Annotated in this window: 15 protein-coding genes and 2 pseudogenes; 2 read left to right on the forward strand and 15 right to left on the reverse strand. The window is 73.2% G+C overall.

The genetic code is table 11. The features are described 5' to 3' along the window. Positions 1–113: 113 nt before the first annotated feature. From ACWIX3_RS20700 to ACWIX3_RS20740, 9 genes are all read right to left on the reverse strand, one after another. Positions 114–1256 (reverse strand): DUF2867 domain-containing protein, encoded by a 1143-nt coding sequence (locus tag ACWIX3_RS20700; protein WP_448609235.1) that lies wholly within the window; start codon positions 1254–1256, stop codon positions 114–116. Between the two features lie 174 nt (positions 1257–1430). Further along, positions 1431–2090 carry a response regulator gene (locus ACWIX3_RS20705; RefSeq protein ID WP_448609236.1) on the reverse strand — a complete coding sequence of 220 codons (660 nt, stop codon included), beginning with the start codon at positions 2088–2090 and terminating at the stop codon, positions 1431–1433. Next, positions 2087–3250, reverse strand: a complete 1164-nt coding sequence (locus ACWIX3_RS20710; RefSeq protein WP_448609237.1) for a histidine kinase — start codon at positions 3248–3250, stop codon at positions 2087–2089. Before ACWIX3_RS20710 ends, ACWIX3_RS20705 begins: the two co-directional genes overlap by 4 nt. Positions 3251–3384: 134 nt before the next feature. Then, positions 3385–4254, reverse strand: a complete 870-nt coding sequence (gene couO, locus ACWIX3_RS20715) for a 4-hydroxyphenyl-beta-ketoacyl-CoA hydrolase (RefSeq protein ID WP_448609238.1) — start codon at positions 4252–4254, stop codon at positions 3385–3387. A gap of 10 nt (positions 4255–4264) precedes the next feature. Continuing rightward, a complete protein-coding gene (locus ACWIX3_RS20720; protein WP_448609239.1) occupies positions 4265–5188 on the reverse strand; it encodes a 3-hydroxyacyl-CoA dehydrogenase NAD-binding domain-containing protein in 924 nt (307 codons plus the stop codon). Further along, positions 5185–7155, reverse strand: coding sequence for an acetoacetate--CoA ligase (locus tag ACWIX3_RS20725; RefSeq protein WP_448609240.1), 1971 nt, complete (start codon positions 7153–7155; stop codon positions 5185–5187). Before ACWIX3_RS20725 ends, ACWIX3_RS20720 begins: the two co-directional genes overlap by 4 nt. Next, positions 7152–7979 (reverse strand): crotonase/enoyl-CoA hydratase family protein, encoded by an 828-nt coding sequence (locus ACWIX3_RS20730; protein WP_448609241.1) that lies wholly within the window; start codon positions 7977–7979, stop codon positions 7152–7154. The genes ACWIX3_RS20725 and ACWIX3_RS20730 overlap by 4 nt, the downstream gene beginning before the upstream one ends. After that, entirely contained in the window at positions 7976–9610 is a 1635-nt protein-coding gene (locus ACWIX3_RS20735) for an acyl-CoA synthetase (protein WP_448609242.1), read from the reverse strand. The genes ACWIX3_RS20730 and ACWIX3_RS20735 overlap by 4 nt, the downstream gene beginning before the upstream one ends. A 73-nt stretch (positions 9611–9683) precedes the next feature. Continuing rightward, positions 9684–10187 (reverse strand): MarR family winged helix-turn-helix transcriptional regulator, encoded by a 504-nt coding sequence (locus ACWIX3_RS20740; RefSeq protein WP_448609243.1) that lies wholly within the window; start codon positions 10185–10187, stop codon positions 9684–9686. A gap of 165 nt (positions 10188–10352) precedes the next feature. On the opposite strand from ACWIX3_RS20740, the gene ACWIX3_RS20745 reads away from it, so the two are divergent. Together ACWIX3_RS20745 and ACWIX3_RS20750 are read left to right on the forward strand one after the other, a co-directional pair. Then, positions 10353–11669 carry an MFS transporter gene (locus tag ACWIX3_RS20745; RefSeq protein ID WP_448609244.1) on the forward strand — a complete coding sequence of 439 codons (1317 nt, stop codon included), beginning with the start codon at positions 10353–10355 and terminating at the stop codon, positions 11667–11669. Positions 11670–12011: 342 nt separating this feature from the next. Further along, a pseudogene (locus tag ACWIX3_RS20750) lies at positions 12012–12647 on the forward strand (threonine/serine exporter family protein); the annotation flags it as partial. A 601-nt stretch (positions 12648–13248) separates the two neighbouring features. Here ACWIX3_RS20750 and ACWIX3_RS20755 read toward each other — a convergent pair. The 6 genes and pseudogenes from ACWIX3_RS20755 to ACWIX3_RS20780 all read right to left on the reverse strand — a co-directional run bounded on the left by ACWIX3_RS20755 (position 13249) and on the right by ACWIX3_RS20780 (position 16939). Further along, positions 13249–13908, reverse strand: coding sequence for a response regulator (locus ACWIX3_RS20755; RefSeq protein ID WP_448609245.1), 660 nt, complete (start codon positions 13906–13908; stop codon positions 13249–13251). Beyond that, the gene (locus tag ACWIX3_RS20760) at positions 13905–15113 is read right to left on the reverse strand and encodes a sensor histidine kinase (RefSeq protein ID WP_448609246.1); all 1209 of its coding nucleotides are present in this window, start codon (positions 15111–15113) and stop codon (positions 13905–13907) included. Before ACWIX3_RS20760 ends, ACWIX3_RS20755 begins: the two co-directional genes overlap by 4 nt. Before the next feature lie 122 nt (positions 15114–15235). After that, positions 15236–15457, reverse strand: a complete 222-nt coding sequence (locus ACWIX3_RS20765) for a hypothetical protein (protein ID WP_448612514.1) — start codon at positions 15455–15457, stop codon at positions 15236–15238. 47 nt (positions 15458–15504) lie between these two features. After that, positions 15505–15771 (reverse strand): annotated as a pseudogene (locus ACWIX3_RS20770) (cupin domain-containing protein); the annotation flags it as partial. A 137-nt stretch (positions 15772–15908) separates the two neighbouring features. Further along, the gene (locus tag ACWIX3_RS20775; protein WP_448609247.1) at positions 15909–16409 is read right to left on the reverse strand and encodes a hypothetical protein; all 501 of its coding nucleotides are present in this window, start codon (positions 16407–16409) and stop codon (positions 15909–15911) included. Beyond that, positions 16406–16939, reverse strand: coding sequence for a DUF1772 domain-containing protein (locus ACWIX3_RS20780; protein ID WP_448609248.1), 534 nt, complete (start codon positions 16937–16939; stop codon positions 16406–16408). The genes ACWIX3_RS20775 and ACWIX3_RS20780 overlap by 4 nt, the downstream gene beginning before the upstream one ends. Positions 16940–17208 lie beyond the last annotated feature (269 nt).

The raw sequence follows: 17208 nt of genomic DNA on the forward strand, positions 1-17208 counted from the left end.
CCGGTGTTCCCCAGCTCACGGGCGACCAGGCGCTGGCCCTCGTCGTCCGTGACCTCGCGACAGGTGCCTGCACGACCTGTCCCGTGACGTCGGCGACCTCGTGGTGGACCCGATCAGGACGTGGACTCCTGCAGGGATCGCGTTGTGTGAGCGCGGGGCCCGGAGTGGTCGCGGTGCTCGGCGCGGCGGGCCCCGGCCAGCAGCAGGACGGTCGCGAGCAGCAGGATCGGCCAGGGCGTGGGCAGGAGGACCACGGCATCGACCACGGTCCAGATCCCCAGCGTCCACGCGATGAACGGCGGAGGCGTGATGCCGTGGCCGTCCAGCCACAGCACCGTCAGGCCGACCACGGTCAACGGCACGCCGAAGCTGTCCACACTCAGCCAGTACGCGCTGTTGGCCGGGCTCATGTCGGCGAGGTCGTCCCTCCACAACGCCCCGCTGAACCACGCTCCGGCGTGGCCTGCGGCTCCTTCCACCGTCAGGGCGCCGACCGTGTGCGCGGTTCCGTAGAGCGCGATGAGCCAGCCGGCCCACCTGATCGTCCGAGATCTGCACTCGTGACGCGGAGCCGCAGGACGGGGCTCATCGCGGTTGCGTGACCCTTGCCGCACCACGGCTGTTCCCGGGTGTCGGGCCGTGCTGGCGGTGGTGCGCGCGCCGGGACCGGAGGACCTGTCCCGATTCCGCCACGCACGTTCCCATCTCCGGGTCAGTGCCGGGTAGACGATCAGGTAGCGAAACGGCTTGGTCGCAGCCATGCGTGCGCGGCCGAACCGGCCGTTGGGTCTGACCAGGGCCGCCATGTGCAGTTCGTACTCGCCGTCGTCGGTCGGCACCCAGCCCAGATGACAGATGCCGCGGACGGTCTCGTTGGCCAGCTCGATGGCGCACTCGTCAGGCAGCTCGTACACCGTGGTGATCGGGGTGTTCGGCACCGCCGCCCCGGCCGCGTCCTGGCGCAGGTCGGGGGGCAGCCGGTCACGCAGCGACCCGACCCGCCCCACGAGGCCCTGCTCGGGCTCGTCCCAGCCGAACAGGGCGCCGAGCTTCCATCGCACGGCGGACAGGAACCGGACCACCGGGGGGTGCTCGTCGAGCCCGCCGGCAGCCCGCAGCGCGGCCAGCACGGCGGGGAAGTCGTCCGGCCCGGCGCCGGGTGTGCGGTGTGCCCACACGTCCTCGACGGCGAAGTCGGCAGCGATCTCGTGGATCCGCCACGGGCGGGCAGTGTGCTCGGTGACAGGGATCCTCATCGACGTCACAGCCTCCATGTCCGCGCGACGACCTCTGTCCGGTCGTCCTGGCGGCGTGTGCCGCGGGAACGACGCTAGGAGCCCGCACTCCGGCGCACAGGTGCCGGTGGTCATCTCCCCAGGCCATGACTTCCGGCACGACGATCACGGCCGCGGTGGACCTCGGCCCGTCGATCACGGGGCGAGCAGCCCCATCTCGAGCGCGCGGAGGACCGCCCGAGTGCGATCCCGCACTCCCAGCTTGAGCAGGACGCTGGACATGTGGTTCTTCACCGTCCCCTCGGCCAGACGCAGCCCGTGGGCGATCTCCCGGTTGGACCAGCCGGCAGCCGCCAGCCGCAACACGTCCAGTTCCCTGGGCGTAAGCGGCTCCGGCCGCTCGATGCCTGCGATGCACTCGGGCCGCTCGACCATCGCGCGCAGCAGTCGCTCGGTGAGCGCCGGCTGGAGGAGGGTGCCGCCCGAGGCGACGGACCGCACCCCGCCGACGAGCTGGTCCAGGGTGACGTCCTTGAGCAGGTAGCCGCGGGCGCCGCCGAGCATGGCCCGGAGCACGAGTTCCTCGTCGTCGAAGGTCGTGAGCACGAGCACCGGGACGCGGATCGCCCGCTCGCGCATGGCCTCCAGAGTGGCGATCCCGTCACGGCCCGGCATGCGCAGGTCGAGGAGCAGCACGTCGACCTCGTGCTCGTCGAGCAGCCGCAGGGCTTCGTCGCCGTCGGCGCCCTCGGCGGCCACCTCGACCTCCTGGGTGAGTTCCAGCAGGCTCCGGATGCCCTGCCGCACGAGGGTCTGGTCATCGACGAGCAGCACGCGCACCGGCTCGTCGCTCATGCCGACCGTCCCACGGGGACCCGCGTCGGCAGGTGTCCGACGGCAGCGAAGCCGGCACCGGGAGCGGAGCAGAGCTGCAGGGTGCCGCCGAGCGACTCGAACCGTTCCCTCATCCCGGTCAGACCGTTGCCCGGGACGACGGCTGCGGTGCCGCGGCCGTCGTCCCGGATCTCGACCCGGATGCCCGAGGCGTCGGCGAGCACGACGACGTCCAGGTGGTCAGCCGCGGCGTGCCGCACCGTGTTGGTGACGGCCTCCTGGACGCAGCGCAGCACCACCTGGGCCTGGTCGCTCTCGACGGGTTCCGCCTCGACCATGCGCAGGGACACCGCGAGGCCGGGCACGTCCCGCACGACCGAGCGGAGCACGGGTTCGAGCGTGTGCGGGCCCTCCCGCATCCGACCGACCGTCGCCCGGACGTCGGCGAGCAGGTCCTTGGCGATCGTCCGTGCCCGGGCCACGTGCTCACCCCCTCCTCCGGCCACGAGGTGGGAGGCCACCTCCAGCTCGAGGGTGAGCGCGGTGAGCTTGTGCCCCACGACGTCGTGGAGATCGCGGGAGATGCGCAGCCGTTCGGCGTCCCGGCTCGTGATCTCCAGCAGCGTGGACGCCGCGCGCAGCTCGGCATGGGCCACGGCGAGGTCGCGACGGGCCTCCGTCTCCCGCCTCGCCGTTCGCACCAGCAGCGCGGCGAACAACTGGAAGCTGCCGTCCGCCAGCACCGACAGCACGACGTCGGAGACCGGCCAGCCCCTCGTCGCCACACCGAGTGCGACGCCCACCCCCACAGCGATGGTCTGGAGGGCGATGACGGCGACGACGGCGCGCGGCTGCCAGACGAACGCCGCGGTCGCGGCGGTCACGACCAGCAGGATGGCGGTCCACCCCGGGTCCGGGTACAGCGCGAAGACGGCGATGCCGAGCACGACCAGCGCGACGACCAACGCGTCGTCGGTCATCCCGGGCGGCCGGGGCAGGTACTCGTCGACGACGAGGAGGACCACCAGGTAGAGCAGGTAGGCGGTCCACCACCACGCCGGGTGCGCGGGCGAGGAGCCCGGCTCGCGGTCGAACGCCGACAGCAGCACGACCACGCCCACGGTGACGACCGAGATCAGCGCGGCCACCGCGCTGGTCCTCTCCGTGGCCCGGGACATCATCGCCGCCACCTCATGCGCGGAGCGTAGGGACCGGGCGAGGCTTCGTGCGGGTGCCGGAAGTCATGCCCGGAGGGGATGACCACCGGCACCTGTGCGTGCGTGCCCGCAGCCCGGGTCCGTCTCCGCGGCGGGTGTCAGTCGGTGAGCCCGAGCACCTCGGCGGCGTTGTCCTTGAGGATCAGCGGGCGGACGTCGTCCTTGATCTCGAGTCCCTCGAAGTCGGCGCGCCACCGGTCCGGGGTGATGACCGGGAAGTCCGACCCGAACAACACCTTGCGCTTGAGCAGCGTGTTGGCCGCCCTCACCAGCTGCGGCGGGAAGTACTTCGGCGACCACCCGGACAGGTCGATGTAGACGTTGGCCTTGTGGGTGGCGATCGAGATGGCCTGGTCCTGCCACGGCACCGAGGGGTGGGCCAGCACGACCGTCAGGTCGGGGAAGTCGGCGGCGACGTCGTCGAGCAGCATCGGGTCGGAGTAGCGCAGCTTGATGCCGCGCCCGCCGGGCAGCCCGGCGCCGATCCCGGTCTGTCCGGTGTGGAACAGCGCAGGTACGCCGAGCTCCGCCACGGCCTCGTAGAGCGGATAGAAGCGCTGGTCGTTGGGCTCGAACGCCTGCAGGCTGGGGTGGAACTTGAAGCCGCGCACCCCGTGCTCGGTCACCAGCCGCCGCGCCCGGGCGACGGCCGCCTTGCCCGCGTGCGGGTCGACCGAGCCGAACGGGATCAGCACGTCGGCGTGCTCGGCGGCCTGCTCGGCGATCTCCTCGCTCGACAGCGCCGGGTGCCCGGTGCCGGCCGGGGCGTCCACGGTGAACACCACGGCGGCCGTGCGGCGCGCGCGGTAGTGCTCCGCGATCGCCGCCACGGTCGGGGTGCGGTCCTGGTCGGCGCGGAAGTACTTCGCCGATGCGTCCATCAGCTCCTGGTCGAGCGAGAAGCAGCCGTGGGCGTCCTGCTCCACGTGCACGTGCACGTCGATCGCGTCCAGCGCGGCGAGATCCATCTGGGCCCTCCTACAGTTCGGTCCGGGCCTTGGCGGCCAACAGGGCGGCGAGCACGGCGTCGCGGCGGGCGACCAGCTCGGAGGGGTCGACGCCGTTCAGCTCCTCGTCGACGCCGGCCACGATCTTGGCCACCAGCTCCGGGGTCAGCGTGACCTGCCCGAGGTCGCGCCACCAGCGCTCGGTCGGCGGTCCGAGGTGCTCCAGGACGTGCGCGATCCCGCCAGGCCCGCCGGACAGGTGCTGGTTCGCGAACGGCCCGAGCACCGCCCACCGCAGTCCCGGACCGTGGGCGATCGCGGTGTCGATGTCAGCCACCGTGGCGACGCCGCGCTCGACCAGCGAGTAGGCCTCCTGCCACAACGCCGCCTGCAGCCGGTTGGCCACGTGCCCGGGCAGCTCCTGGCGCAGCCGGATCGGCCGCTTGCCGACCGCCGTGTAGAACGCCAGCGCGGCCTCGACCGCCTGCTCCGAGGTCCTCTCCCCCGGCACCACCTCGACCAGTGGGATCAGGTGCGGCGGGTTGAACGGGTGCCCGATGACCACCCGCTCGGGGTGCTGCGGGCAGCCCCGGGCGATGACGCTGGGCAGCATCCCCGACGAGCTCGACGCCAGCACGACCCCCGGCCGTGCGGCGGCGTCCAGCGCCGCGAACAGCTCGTGCTTGACGTCCTCGCGCTCCGGACCGTTCTCCTGGACGAAGTCGGCGTCCGCGACCGCCTCGGCGGGGTCGGCGGTGAACGCCAGCCGCTCCGGCGACCCGCCTTCGGTGGGCGTGAGCGTCGGCCAGATCGCCGCGACGTCGGCCCGCAGTCGCTCCTCCGCACCGGGCGCCGGGTCGGTCGCGGTGACGTCGAGGCCGTGGGCGAGGAAGTGCGCCGCCCAGCTGGCCCCGATCACCCCGGTGCCCACCACGGCCACCCGCCGGACGGTCACGTCCCGCTCCGGGAGGCGGCGAGGCCGACGAAGGGATCGAGCGCGGTCGGGTCGGCGAGGACGTCGCGGCTGGCCACGTCGTCGAGCGCCGCGCCGAGCAGGATCCGCTTCGCCGGCAGCTCGAGCTTCTTGCCCGTCCGGTTGCGTGGGATGACCGGCAGCTCGGCGATGCCGTCCGGGATGTGCCGGGGCGAGAGTTCGGTGCGCAGCGCGGTGGTGATGCGGCGGCGCAGGGCGTCGTCCAGCACGGCTCCGGGCCGCAGCTGCACGTACAGCAGCAGCTCGCCGTTGCCGCCGGCCGGGTCCTCCAGGTGTACGACGAGGCTGTCGACGACCTCGGGGAGCTCCTCGACGACCCGGTAGAACTCCGCGGTGCCCAGCCGGACCCCGCCGCGGTTCAGCGTCGCGTCGGAGCGCCCGGCGATCACCGCGCTGCCGGCCGCGGAGAAGCGCACCCAGTCGCCGTGCCGCCACACCCCCGGATAGACGTCGAAGTAGGTGTCCCGGTAGCGCGTGCCGTCGGGGTCGCCCCAGAACCCGACCGGCATGGACGGCATCGGCCTGGTGATCACCAGCTCCCCCAGCTCGCCGACGACCGGGTTCCCCTGCTCGTCGAACGCCTGGGCGTCGACGCCCAGGCACGGGCCGGAGATCTCCCCCACCCACACCGGCTGCAGCGGGCTGCCCTGCACGATCCCGGAGCACACGTCGGTGCCGCCGCTGCCCACGTTGAGCAGCACGTCGGGGCCGAACTGCTCGGCCACCCAGCGGTAGCCCTCCGCTGGCAGCGGGCTGCCCGCGGCCCCGATCTGCCGGATCCGCGACAGGTCGAACTCCGCCGCCGGCCGCACGCCCTCCTTGCGGCAGGCCATGAGGAACCCGGGGCTGGCGCCCATCAGCGTGGCCCTGGTCTCGGCGGCGAGCTGCCACTGCCACCGGAGGTCGGGGTGCAGCGGGTTGCCGTCGACCATCACGATCGACGCCCGCACCAGCAGCGCCGACACCAGCGCGTTCCACATCATCCACGCGGTGGTGGAGAACCAGAGGATCCGGTCGCCGGGGTGCAGGTCCCAGCTCAGGCCGTGGTTCTTCAGGTGCTCCAGCAGGATCCCGCCGTGTCCGTGCACGATCGCCTTGGGCTTGCCGGTGGTGCCCGAGGAGAAGAGCACGCACAGCGGGTGCGCGAACGGCACCGGGTCGAAGACGAGCTCGCCGGGTTCGGCGAGCAGCTCGTCCCAGCCGAGCGCGTCGGGCAGGGCGTTGCCTCCGTAGGGGACGTGCACGACGTGCCGCACGGTGGGCAGTCCCGCCCTGATCTCCGCCACCTGCTCGCGGCGGTCGACGTCCTTGGCGCCGTAGCCGTACCCGGCCACGGCCAGCAGCACGGTCGGTTCGATCTGGCCGAACCGGTCGACGACGCTGCGCGCCCCGAACTCGGGGGCGCAGCTGGCCCAGACCGCGCCGAGGCTCGCCGTGGCCAGGAACGCCACCAGCGTCTCGGGGATGTTCGGCAGGTAGGCCACGACGCGGTCGCCGCGGCCGACGCCGAGCCGCCGGAGCCCGGCACGGGCGCGGGCCACCTGCTCCCGCAGCTGACCCCAGGTGAGCTCCTGCCGCTCGCGGGTCTGCGAGTAGGCGAGCACGGCGAGCTCGTCCGCGTCCTCGGGCAGCCCGACGGCGTGCTCGGCGTAGTTCAGCATCGCGCCCGGGAACCACTCGGCGCCGGGCATCCCCCGCCGGCCCAGCACGCGCTCCGGTGGCGTCGCGAAGCGCACCTCGAAGAACTCCGCGACTGCCGACCAGAACCCCTCCAGGTCGTCGACCGACCAGCGGTGCAGCGCGTCGTACCCATCGAGGGCGAGCCCGCGCTGCTGCTCGAGCCAGCGCAGGAACCGGCCGATCTCGGTGGTCTCCCGCACGTCGGCGGCGACCGGGCGCAGCTGCTCCGGTGTCTCGACGGCGGTCACGCGCCCTCCCCCCGCTGCACCTTGCCGCCTCTGCCCTGCAGGAACGCCTGCATCCGCTCCTGGGCCTGCTCGCTGCTCCCCGCGAGGGCGGCCATCAGCGACTCCATCAGGTAGCCCTCCGCGGGGCTGGCTTCCGCGATCCGCGGCAGCGCCTGCAGCACGGCGAAGTTCGTCACCGGGGAGTTGGCCGCGATCTTCTCCGCCAGCTCCAAGGCGTGCGGAAGCCCCTCCCCCGGCCCGGTCAGGTAGTGCGACAGCCCGAGCGCCTGCCCCTCCTGAGCGTCCAGGACGCGCCCGGTCAGCATCATGTCGGCCATGCGGTGCGCCCCGATCAGCCTCGGCACGCGCACCGACCCGCCTCCGCCGACGAACAGGCCGTGCTGCCCCTCGGGCAGCGCGTAGAACGCGCTCGGCTCGGCGACCCGCAGGTGGGTGGCCGACGCCAGCTCCAGCCCGCCCCCGATCACCGCCCCCTTGAGCACCGCGACGACCGGGATGCGCCCGTGCTCCATCCGCTCGAAGGCCCGGTGCCACATCCGCGAGTGCTCCAGGCCCTCGAACGCGGTCCGCTCGGTCAGCTCCGACAGGTCCAGCCCGGCGCAGAAGTGCTCACCCTCCGCGTCGAGCACGACGGCCTTCACCCCGTCCGGCGGGGCGGCGAAGAACGCCTCGATCCCGAGCACCGTCGGGTCGTCGAGCGCGTTGCGCTTGGCGGCGCGGGTCAACCGCAGCACGGCCACCTCACCGTGCCGCTCCAGCTGCAGTGACGGCGGTAGCAGGGCCTGGACCCGGTCCTGGGCGGGCCGCTCGGCGGCGCTGGTCATGACGCTCCCTCCGGCCGCCGCGACGCGGCCGCGGCCTGCTCGATCGGATCCGGCTCAGCGGCTCCGTGTCCTCCGGCGGTCAGGTGGTCCTCGACGGCGCGGTGTCGCAGCTCGACCCGGCGGATCTTGCCGGTGGCGTTGCGCGGCAGTTCCGGCACGAACTCCACGTACTTCGGCACCTTGTACCGGGCCAGGTTGGCCTCGAGGTGGGCGCGCAGCCCGGCCTCCGTCAGCGTCGCCCCCTCCCGTAGCTGCACGTAGGCGACGCCGACCTCACCCCACCGGCGGTCGGCCAGTCCGACCACGGCGCAGCTGGCCACCGCGTCGAGCTGCACCGCCACGGCCTCCACCTCCGCGGGGTACACGTTCTCCCCGCCCGAGATGTACATGTCCTTCACCCGGTCGACGACGTGCGCCCAGCCGTTGTCGTCGACGCGCAGCACGTCACCTGTGCCGAACCACCCCCCGTCGACGAAGCTCGCCGCGGTGTCCTCCGGTCGGTTCCAGTAGCCGGCGAAGACGTGCGGCCCGCGCACCACCAACTCCGCCGGCTCCCCGCCGACCGGCGTGGGGCGACCGTCGCGCAGCAGGGCGACGTCGGTGAAGAAGTGCGGGACCCCCACCGCCGTCGGGTGGGCCGCCGTGCCGTCGTGGGTGCTCATGTACACCCCCGGAGACGCCTCGGTCATGCCGTAGCCCTGCAGCAGCCGCACTCCGCGGTCCAGCCAGGCGCGGGCGACCCGTTCCTGCACCGGCGACCCGCCGTACTGGACGACGGCCAGCGAACTGAGGTCGGCCGTGTCCCAGGCCGGGTGCTCGCACATCATCTGGAGCATGGTCGGCACGGCCGAGAAGCTCGTGATCCGCGCCGCGGACACCCGCTCCAGGACCAGGCCGGGGTCGACCCTCGGGACCAGTTCGACGCTGCCGCCCTTGAACAGGGTCGGCAGCGTGACCTGGCCGAGCCCGACGCAGTGGAACAGCGGGGCGATGCACAGCGCGCGGTCGGTGCTCAGCACGTCGACGTGCGCCACGTAGTTGATCGTGTTCCAGGTCAGGTTGCCGTGGGTCAGGACCGCGCCCTTGGGTCGGCCGGTGGTGCCGGACGTGTAGAGCAGGATCGCCGGGTCGTCCAGCGACACCTGCGGCTCGACCTCGAGCGTCGGACCGGCGGCGACCTCGGACTCGAACTCCGCGCCGTCCACCGGGCGGTCCACGGGGTCCACGGCGAGGACGTGGCGCACCGTGCCCGGCAGCGGCACGGCTGCGGCGACGAGGGCACTCGCGTCGCCACTGTGCACGAGGACCGAGGCGCCCGAGTCCTCGAGCATGTAGCGGATCTCCGCTCCGGACAGGCGGTAGTTCAGCGGCACCGCGATCGCGCCGAGCAGCCAGGTGGCGAAGAACGTCTCGAACACCTCGACGGCGTTCACGCCCAGGTAGGCCACCCGGTCACCCCGCCCGACGCCGAGCCGGCGCAGCGCCCCGGCGTACCGCGCGGTGCGGTCGGCGAGCTCGGCGTAGGTGAGCGACCGGCGGGGGTCGAGCACGGCGGTGCGGTCCGGGGAGATCCGGGCCCGGCGGGCGGGCCAGGTGCCCAGACCGGGGTTCGGTCCGGCGATCAGGTCCATCGCGCCTCCTCGTCGAGTGCGGGGGCGGTCTCGTTGTCTCAAGGTCCTTGATAGCAAGTTCCCTGAGATCGAGTCAAGCCTCGTCCGTCGAGACCCTCGATGCCTCGATCCGACGCACCCTGGGCCCGGGCTCGGCGAGAGCGGCGAGGCACGCCTCCAGGGCCCGCTCGAACACCGCGGCCTCCTCCGGGCTGAGGGCCGACAGCATCCGCTCCTCCAGGCCGTCGACGACGTCGTGACAGGCCTGCAGGACCTCGGCACCGTGGCGTGTCAGCCAGGCACGCAGGATCCGGCGGTTCTCCCCGTCGGGACGGCGCTCGATGAGCCGGTCGCGTTCCATGGAGGCGACCAGCTGGTGCATCGCCTGTGGGGTGACGTAGGTCCGGCGGGCCAGCTGCGCCGACGACAGCCCCTCCCGGCGCTCGAGGATGCTCAGCGCCGTGTACTGGTGCAACGTCACCCCGAGGGGCCGCAGCACCTCGTCCATCCGCGCCCGCTCGGCCATCTCGAGGCGCTTGACCAGGTACGTGAGGCGCTGACCGCGCCCACCGGTCGTGGGCGACAGGCGCTGCGTCATGCACCGAGCCTATCAAGCAGCCTGATAGCAAGGCCCTTGCGAACTCGTATCAAGGTTCCTAACATCGGCGGCGCATGTGACGCAGGCCGCTCTGGCCACCGCCGCTCGGCCGGGCGCCACCCCGGCCGCTCGGCCCGCCGACCTCCAGCAGACAGGGCAACCGCGATGACGCACCCGCACTTCTCGCGCAGTCAACTGCGCCGCGCCGTGCTGTCGAGCTACCTCGGCAGCGTGATCGAGTACTACGACTTCCTCCTGTACGCGACTGCCTCCGCCGTGGTGTTCGGTCAGGTCTTCTTCTCCGACCTGGACCCGCTCGTCGGCACCGTCGCCAGCTTCGGGACGCTCGCCACCGGCTACATCGCCCGCCCGCTGGGCGGCATCGTGTTCGGACACTTCGGCGACCGGATCGGGCGCAAGAAGATGCTCATCATCAGCATGGTCATGATGGGCGTCGGCAGCACGCTCATCGGCCTGCTGCCCACCTACGCCCAGATCGGGGTGTGGGCCCCGATCCTGCTGGTGTTCCTGCGCGTCGTACAGGGCTTCGCGGTCGGCGGGGAGTGGGGTGGCGCGGTGCTGATGTCCGCAGAGCACGCCGCATCCCGGCGCGGGCTGTGGGCGAGCTTCACCAACGCGGGTGCGCCCAGCGGCGTGGTGCTCTCGACCCTGGTGCTGGCCGCGTCCGCAAGCCTGACCGGGGAGCAGGCGTTCCTCGCCTGGGGCTGGCGGATCCCGTTCCTGATCAGCATCCTGCTGCTGGCCGTCGGCCTGTTCGTGCGCGCGAAGGTCGCCGAGACACCCGTGTTCGCCGAGGCGGCCGCGGAGCAGCCCGCGCGACCGCCCCTGTTCGAGGTCCTGCGCCACCACCCGCGCAACCTCGCCCTGTCGGTCGGGGTCGGCTTCGGGGCGTTCGTCGCGCAGGCCACGCTGACCACGTTGGTGATCTCCTACGCGGTGCAGGTCGGATTCCTCCGATCGACGGTGCTCAACGCGCTCACCCTGTCGTCGGTCGTCGCGGCGATCGGGATCATCGGGTTCTCCGCGCTGTCGGACCGGCTCGGGCGGCGTCCGGTGGTGGTGGCCGGCGCCGTGGCGATGGCGGTCTGGGCCTTCCTGATGTTCCCCATGATCGACAGCAGGTCCACGCTGTTGCTCACCCTCGTCGTGGTGGTCGGTCAGGGCGTGGTGCACGCCGCGATGTACGGGCCGCTGGCCGCGCTCTACACCGAGCTGTTCTCCACCCGCTCCCGCTACACCGGAGCTTCGCTCGGCTATCAGATCTCCGGCCTCGGCGCAGGCATCGCGCCCGTCGCCTTCGCCTCCGTCCTCGCCGCAAGCGGCGGCACGGTCGTGGTCTCCACCATCATCGCCGCGTTCTGCCTGCTCAGCGTCGGCTGCATCCTCGCCCTCCGGGAGACCTCCGCCACCGACCTCACCGTGGACCCCGAGGCCGCCGCAGCGGTGCCGGCCGGCCGCTGATCGACCCGGTCGGACGTCAACGCCCGAGGTGCGCCACCAGCCGGGCGTGGGCTCCCGGCTCCCGTGCCCGGCGATCCCAGTGTCGTGGACGTCATGGGGTGACCGGCCGGTTGACGACCGGGCAGCACGGTACGGAGACACGGCACGAAGACATGGCCTGAGGACGTGCCCACCTGGCTCCAGAGTCACCGGCCGTTCGCGCGTGTCCCCGAGCGGGCCTGGCGGGCCATCGCGGGGAACTCGCCCCCGACCGCGCCGATCGGCATCCGGGCGCAGCGCGGCGGGATGGACGACCTCACCGCGCACGCCGCGCTAGGCCTGGCCCTGCGCATCGGAGCGTCGATGCTGGCACTCGGGGCCTCCGGGGCCGACGTGACCGCGACGGTGCTGCGGGTGGCCGCCGGCTACGGCTTGGTGAACTGCCAGGTCGACGTGACCTTCACGTCGATCACGGTGAGCTACGACCGGGAGGGCGCCGTGCCGCTCACCGCGATGCGGACCGTGCGCACGAGCCAGATGGACTACACCCGCCTGCAGGGGATCAGCGACCTGGCCGGTGCGGTCGGCGGGGGCGGCCTGGACGTCGAGGAGGCACACCGCCGGCTGGACGCCGTCGTGTCGGCACCCGCCACCTACCGCCGCACCGTGAACGCGCTGGGATGGGCCGGCGTCGCCGGTTCCGTCGGGTTCCTCCTCGGCGGCGGGTGGCTGGAGGCCCTCATCGCCGCGCTGACCACCGCCCTGATCGCCCAGGTGCTGCGCCTGCTCAACCGGCGCAGCCTGCCGTTGTTCTTCCAGCAGGCGGCCGGGGCCGCGCTCGCCACCGGCGTCGCCGTCCTGCTGCTCGCCTGGGACGTCGAGGTGCGGAGCTCACTGGTCGTCGCGGCCGGCATCGTCGTGCTCCTCGCCGGGCTGTCCCTGGTCGGCGCCGCGCAGGATGCGATCAGCGGCTTCCCGGTGACCGCCGCAGCCCGGGCCTTCGAGGTGGTGACGCTGACCGCCGGCATCGTCGTGGGCATCGCCGGCGTGCTGGACGTCGCCCTGCGGGCCGGGATCCCGTTGGACGTCGTCGACGCCTCGCCCACGACCGTCCCGTTCCCTGTCGGGCTGGCCGCGTCGGCCGGGATCGCCGGAGGCTGGTCCCTGGCCTGCCACGCCCGGCCGCGCGCCGTCGTCCTCGCCGCGCTGGCCGGGGCCCTGGCAGCGGGACCGCTACGACGAGCGCGTCCGGCGCCGGGCCATGACGACCGACTGAGCTCCTCGCCGGTCGCGGCTTGGCGGACGGCGACCAGCCCGGACCACCCGCGACGTCGGATCGAGCCGGAAGCAGGCGGACGACGCCCAGCCGATCGCCTTCCTCGCGCGATCCGACGCCTCCACCAGGAACCCCGCAGCTGCGCGAGCTCAGTGGCCCGGTGCCAGTGCAGAAGGCATCCCTCGAGCGCGTCCGACACGGACAGCCGCCCGTTCGAGGCGGGCGGCCAGCGGGAACATCCGGGCGCAGCCCCGGAGGCCCCGTCGCGGAAGCCCGGCGGCCACTGCGGTGCACCACCGGACGGTGCGGCCCGTCGGTTCCCGCTCACGTCCCAGGGACGACGAGCCCGGTCTCGTAGGCGAGCACGACCAGTCGGGCCCGGTCCCGGGCGTCGAGTTTCGTCAGCAGCCGGGAGACGTAGGTGCGTGCCGTCGCCGGGGAGAGGAACAGCTCTCGGCCGATCTCCTCGTTGGACAGGCCCCGCCCCACGAGCGCGAGGACCTCCCTCTCCCGTGCGGTGAGTGCCTGCAGCGGCGCGTCGTCCACCTCGGCCTGCAGCCGGTCGGCCAGTGACCGCAGCACCGTCCGGGTGACCGCTGGTGACAGCAGCGACTCGCCCGCGGCGACCACGCGGATCCCCTGGCGCAGGTCCGTCGGTGAGACGTCCTTGAGCAGGTAACCGGCCGCGCCGGCGCGGATGGCCTCGAACACGTGCTCGTCCTCGTCGAAGGTGGTGAGCACCAGCACCCGGACGTCCCTCAACTGCGGGTCGGAGACGACCTCCCGCGTCGCCTGGAGGCCGTCCATCTCCGGCATCCGGACGTCCATGAGGACGACATCGGGGTGCAGCTCGCGGATGCGTGCCAGGCCCGACCGACCGGTGCCGGCCTCGCCGACGACGCTGATGTCGCCGTCGCGCTCGGCGAGCGTCCGCAGCCCTGTGCGCACGAGCTCCTGGTCGTCGACCAGCACGATCCGGATCACGGGTCCAGCCTCACCGGCAGCACCGCGTGCACGAGGAAGCCGCCGGCCTTGCCGCGCCCGGCACTGAGCTGCCCGCCGAGCACGGCGGCCCGCTCCCGCATGCCGACCAGTCCGTGACCACTCCCGGCCGACGGCGGCCCGACCGGGCGCCCTCCCGGACCGTCGTCGGCGATGACCAGCTCCAGCCGGTCCCCTCGGACGCCGACGGTGACCGTCGCGCGGGTGGCCCCGGAGTGCCGGATGACGTTGGTGAGCGACTCCTGCACGATCCGGTAGGCGGCCGCCTCGATGGCGCCGTCGAGGCAGCCGTCACCGACGGGAACGTCGAGATCCACCAGGACACCGGCCTCCCGGGCGGCGTCGGCCAGACGCCCGAGCCCGGAGAGGCCCACCGCGCCCCGCTCGACGTCGCCCATCGGCGAACGGAGGAGCTTCACGGTGGCCCGCAACTCCCGCAGCTGGGCCGAGGTCGCCATCCCGATCTGCTCGACCGCCCGCCGGGCCACCTCGTCGTCACGGCCGATGGCCTCGGCAGCGACGTTGCCGTGGAGAGCGATCACCGACATGGCATGGCCGACGGAGTCGTGCAGGTCCTGGGCGATGTGCACTCGCTCCGCCTGCAGCCGGCCCTCGGCCTCGCGGGCCAGTTCAGCGGCCGCCAGCGCCCGCAGCCGCTGCTGGTGGGATCGTGCCTCCCGGCGGGCACGGACGCTCACGCCGAGGGCGATCGCCGCGGCGACGAGCGCCACGTTGGTGAGCAACTCGTAGCTGAGCAGGTAGGTGGTGGGCAGCCCCTCGGCGACCCGGGCCCAGGCGGCCACGGAGACCAGGACCGCCCCCGCTCCGACCGCCCAGCGCAGGGCACCGACGTCGGCCGCGCAGTAGAGCGCCGCGACGGCGGGCAGGGCGATGCCGATCGGAGGGAAGCCGAGGGCGTAGTAGGCGAAGACGCAGAGGACCGTCAGCGCCAGGACGAGCCGGGGGGCACGCCGGCCCGCCAGCACCAGGGCGCCGAAGCCGGCGGCGAACAGGTAGGCACCGGGGGTGGCCCGGCCGGTCCCCTCCAGATCGGCGGCGATGACCAACGCCACGGTGAGCGCCTGCGTCACCGCGAGCAGCGGGTCGGTCAGGCGTCGGTCCACCTCGCGGACGCCGCTGCTGTCGGACACGTCCCTGCTGTCGGACACGTCCCTGCTGTCGGACACGGCGTCAGGGTAGGAAGCCCGACGGGCGCGCGGACGTCCTCGCGCGTCGACGGAGAGATCGCGCCGGGGAGACGTCCACCCTCGATCCGCGGCGATCCCCGACCACCCGTCCTCGCTCCGGATCACCGTCGAGCGGGCGTCGGTCGCCGGAGGCGTACGTGGCTGTGGGTCCACGCCAGCAGTCGCCACATCGGCTCCTGCACCGGGTCCGGCACGCCGTGGACGGCGAAGGACAGGCCGTGGCGCACGTCGATCGTGGCGAGCCACCCGATCGGCGGGATCCGGCCGCTGCCGGCGAGCGCGCGGAACTGTTCCTCGAGGGGCCTCGCGGGGGTCTCCCGCACGCGGATCCGCGCCGGCTCGTCGAAGGGGTTGGAGAACCGTGGACCACCGTCGGAGGAACCGTCACGGTGTCCCCCGCGGAGAGGACCCGGGTGTCCCGGCCGAGGACCACCTGCAGACGCCCTTCCTGCACGGTGAAGGTCTCGGTCTCCGTGCGGTGACGGTGCCGTGGCGGGCCGGCCGGACCCGGCGGCAGGAGCGCGTCGATCTCGAACCCGGCGCCGCCGTCGTCCTGGCCGGAGGCGACGATCGTGATGGTCTCACCGGTCGGCAGGTGGAGCACCCGCGGGTCGCGCTCGGACGGGGTCGCGGTCATGCCGCGGATCCTCGCTGCCGGTGGATCGCCACGACGGGCTTCGTCCGGCGGCGCGGGGGTGTGGGCGGCGACCGCGCGCAGGGCGCGCGCCCGCAGTGCTCGGGTCGGGTCGAGCCCGTCGACCTCGTCGGAGGCGTTCACGCTCGCTGGCCTCCTCCGCCCGCGGACGTCGTCGGGCCGGTGCCGTGCCGAGCCCGGACGGCGGTCCCGATGCGGTGGAGCAGCAGGGCCACCGCAGCGGTGACGCCCCCGACGAGGACGCCGGTGACCAGGCTGGACACGATCACGGCGACGCGGAGGAGGCCCTCCTGGACAGCGGGGTCGATCCCGCCGAGGTCGCCGCCCAGGGACGCGGTGCCCGCGCCGGAGGTGGCGTCCCACAGCACCTGGTGGCCGATCGCCGGGAGGACCCCGTAGAGCGTGCCGATGACGACCACGGTGGCGAACGGGCGTGGCGGGCGCTTCCACAGCACGGTGGCGATCCAGCAGGCCGGCGGGGCGAAGACGAACAACCCGTTGACGGCGCTGCCCTCCTCGAGGATGCCCAGGTCGTGCAGCACGACCCGCGGGGCGGCCAGCGCGGCGAGCGCGATGAGGACCGGCCAGGAGAACCCCAGCACCCGGCGGGCGGTGCTCATCGGCCCACCTCGACCGGCTGGGCCGGGGCCGGGGTGGAGGCGGTGGCGCGGACCCAGCGCAGCAGCGCGGTGAAGGTCAGAGCGGAGGTCACCGCGCCGCCGGCCAGGCGCACCCAGTGGCCGAGGACGAACTCCTCTGCGACCTGACGCAGCCGCTCCGGCGGGTGGGTGCCGACCGGGTCGACGAACATGACCTCGTTGCGCGGCCAGAAGAACAGGACCGAGAACACGAAGTCGCACGCGATGAACACCGCGGCCGCGCCGACGACCCACCACCGCACCCGCGGCTCCCGCCACGTCAGGACCGTCGCGGCCAGACCGCTGACCACCACTGCGGCACCCAGCGGCGGGAAGTAGTCGCTCGGGCCTCCCGCGACGAGGAACTCACGGGCCCGTTCCAGCGACGCCGGTGGATCGCCGAAGACGTTCGGATAGAGCATCACGGTCTCGGCGGCGACACCGCCGAAGGACAGCATCGCGGCCCACACGACGGCGACGAGTGCCACGGTGGTGAGTCCCGTGCGCGACATCCCGGTGCGTCCTCTCGCTGATCGACTCGACGGCCTGGCCGGTCGCCGCCGCCGCCGCTCAGCGACGCTAGGTCCGGACGGTGCCCGGGTCTGCCGACTGACGACGGAAGCCGGGATCGCTCCTGGACGTACGGCGACCCCGCTCCGGCACGCACACCGAGACGACGCCGGGCCCGATCCGCAGTCGTCGGGCCGCGGGTCGACGAGGCGCCGGCCGCTTCGTGACGGGGTTGACGGCGGAGCCCCGGCCGTGCACCATACGACCGTAT

This window comes from Geodermatophilus sp. URMC 60, from assembly GCF_053502585.1.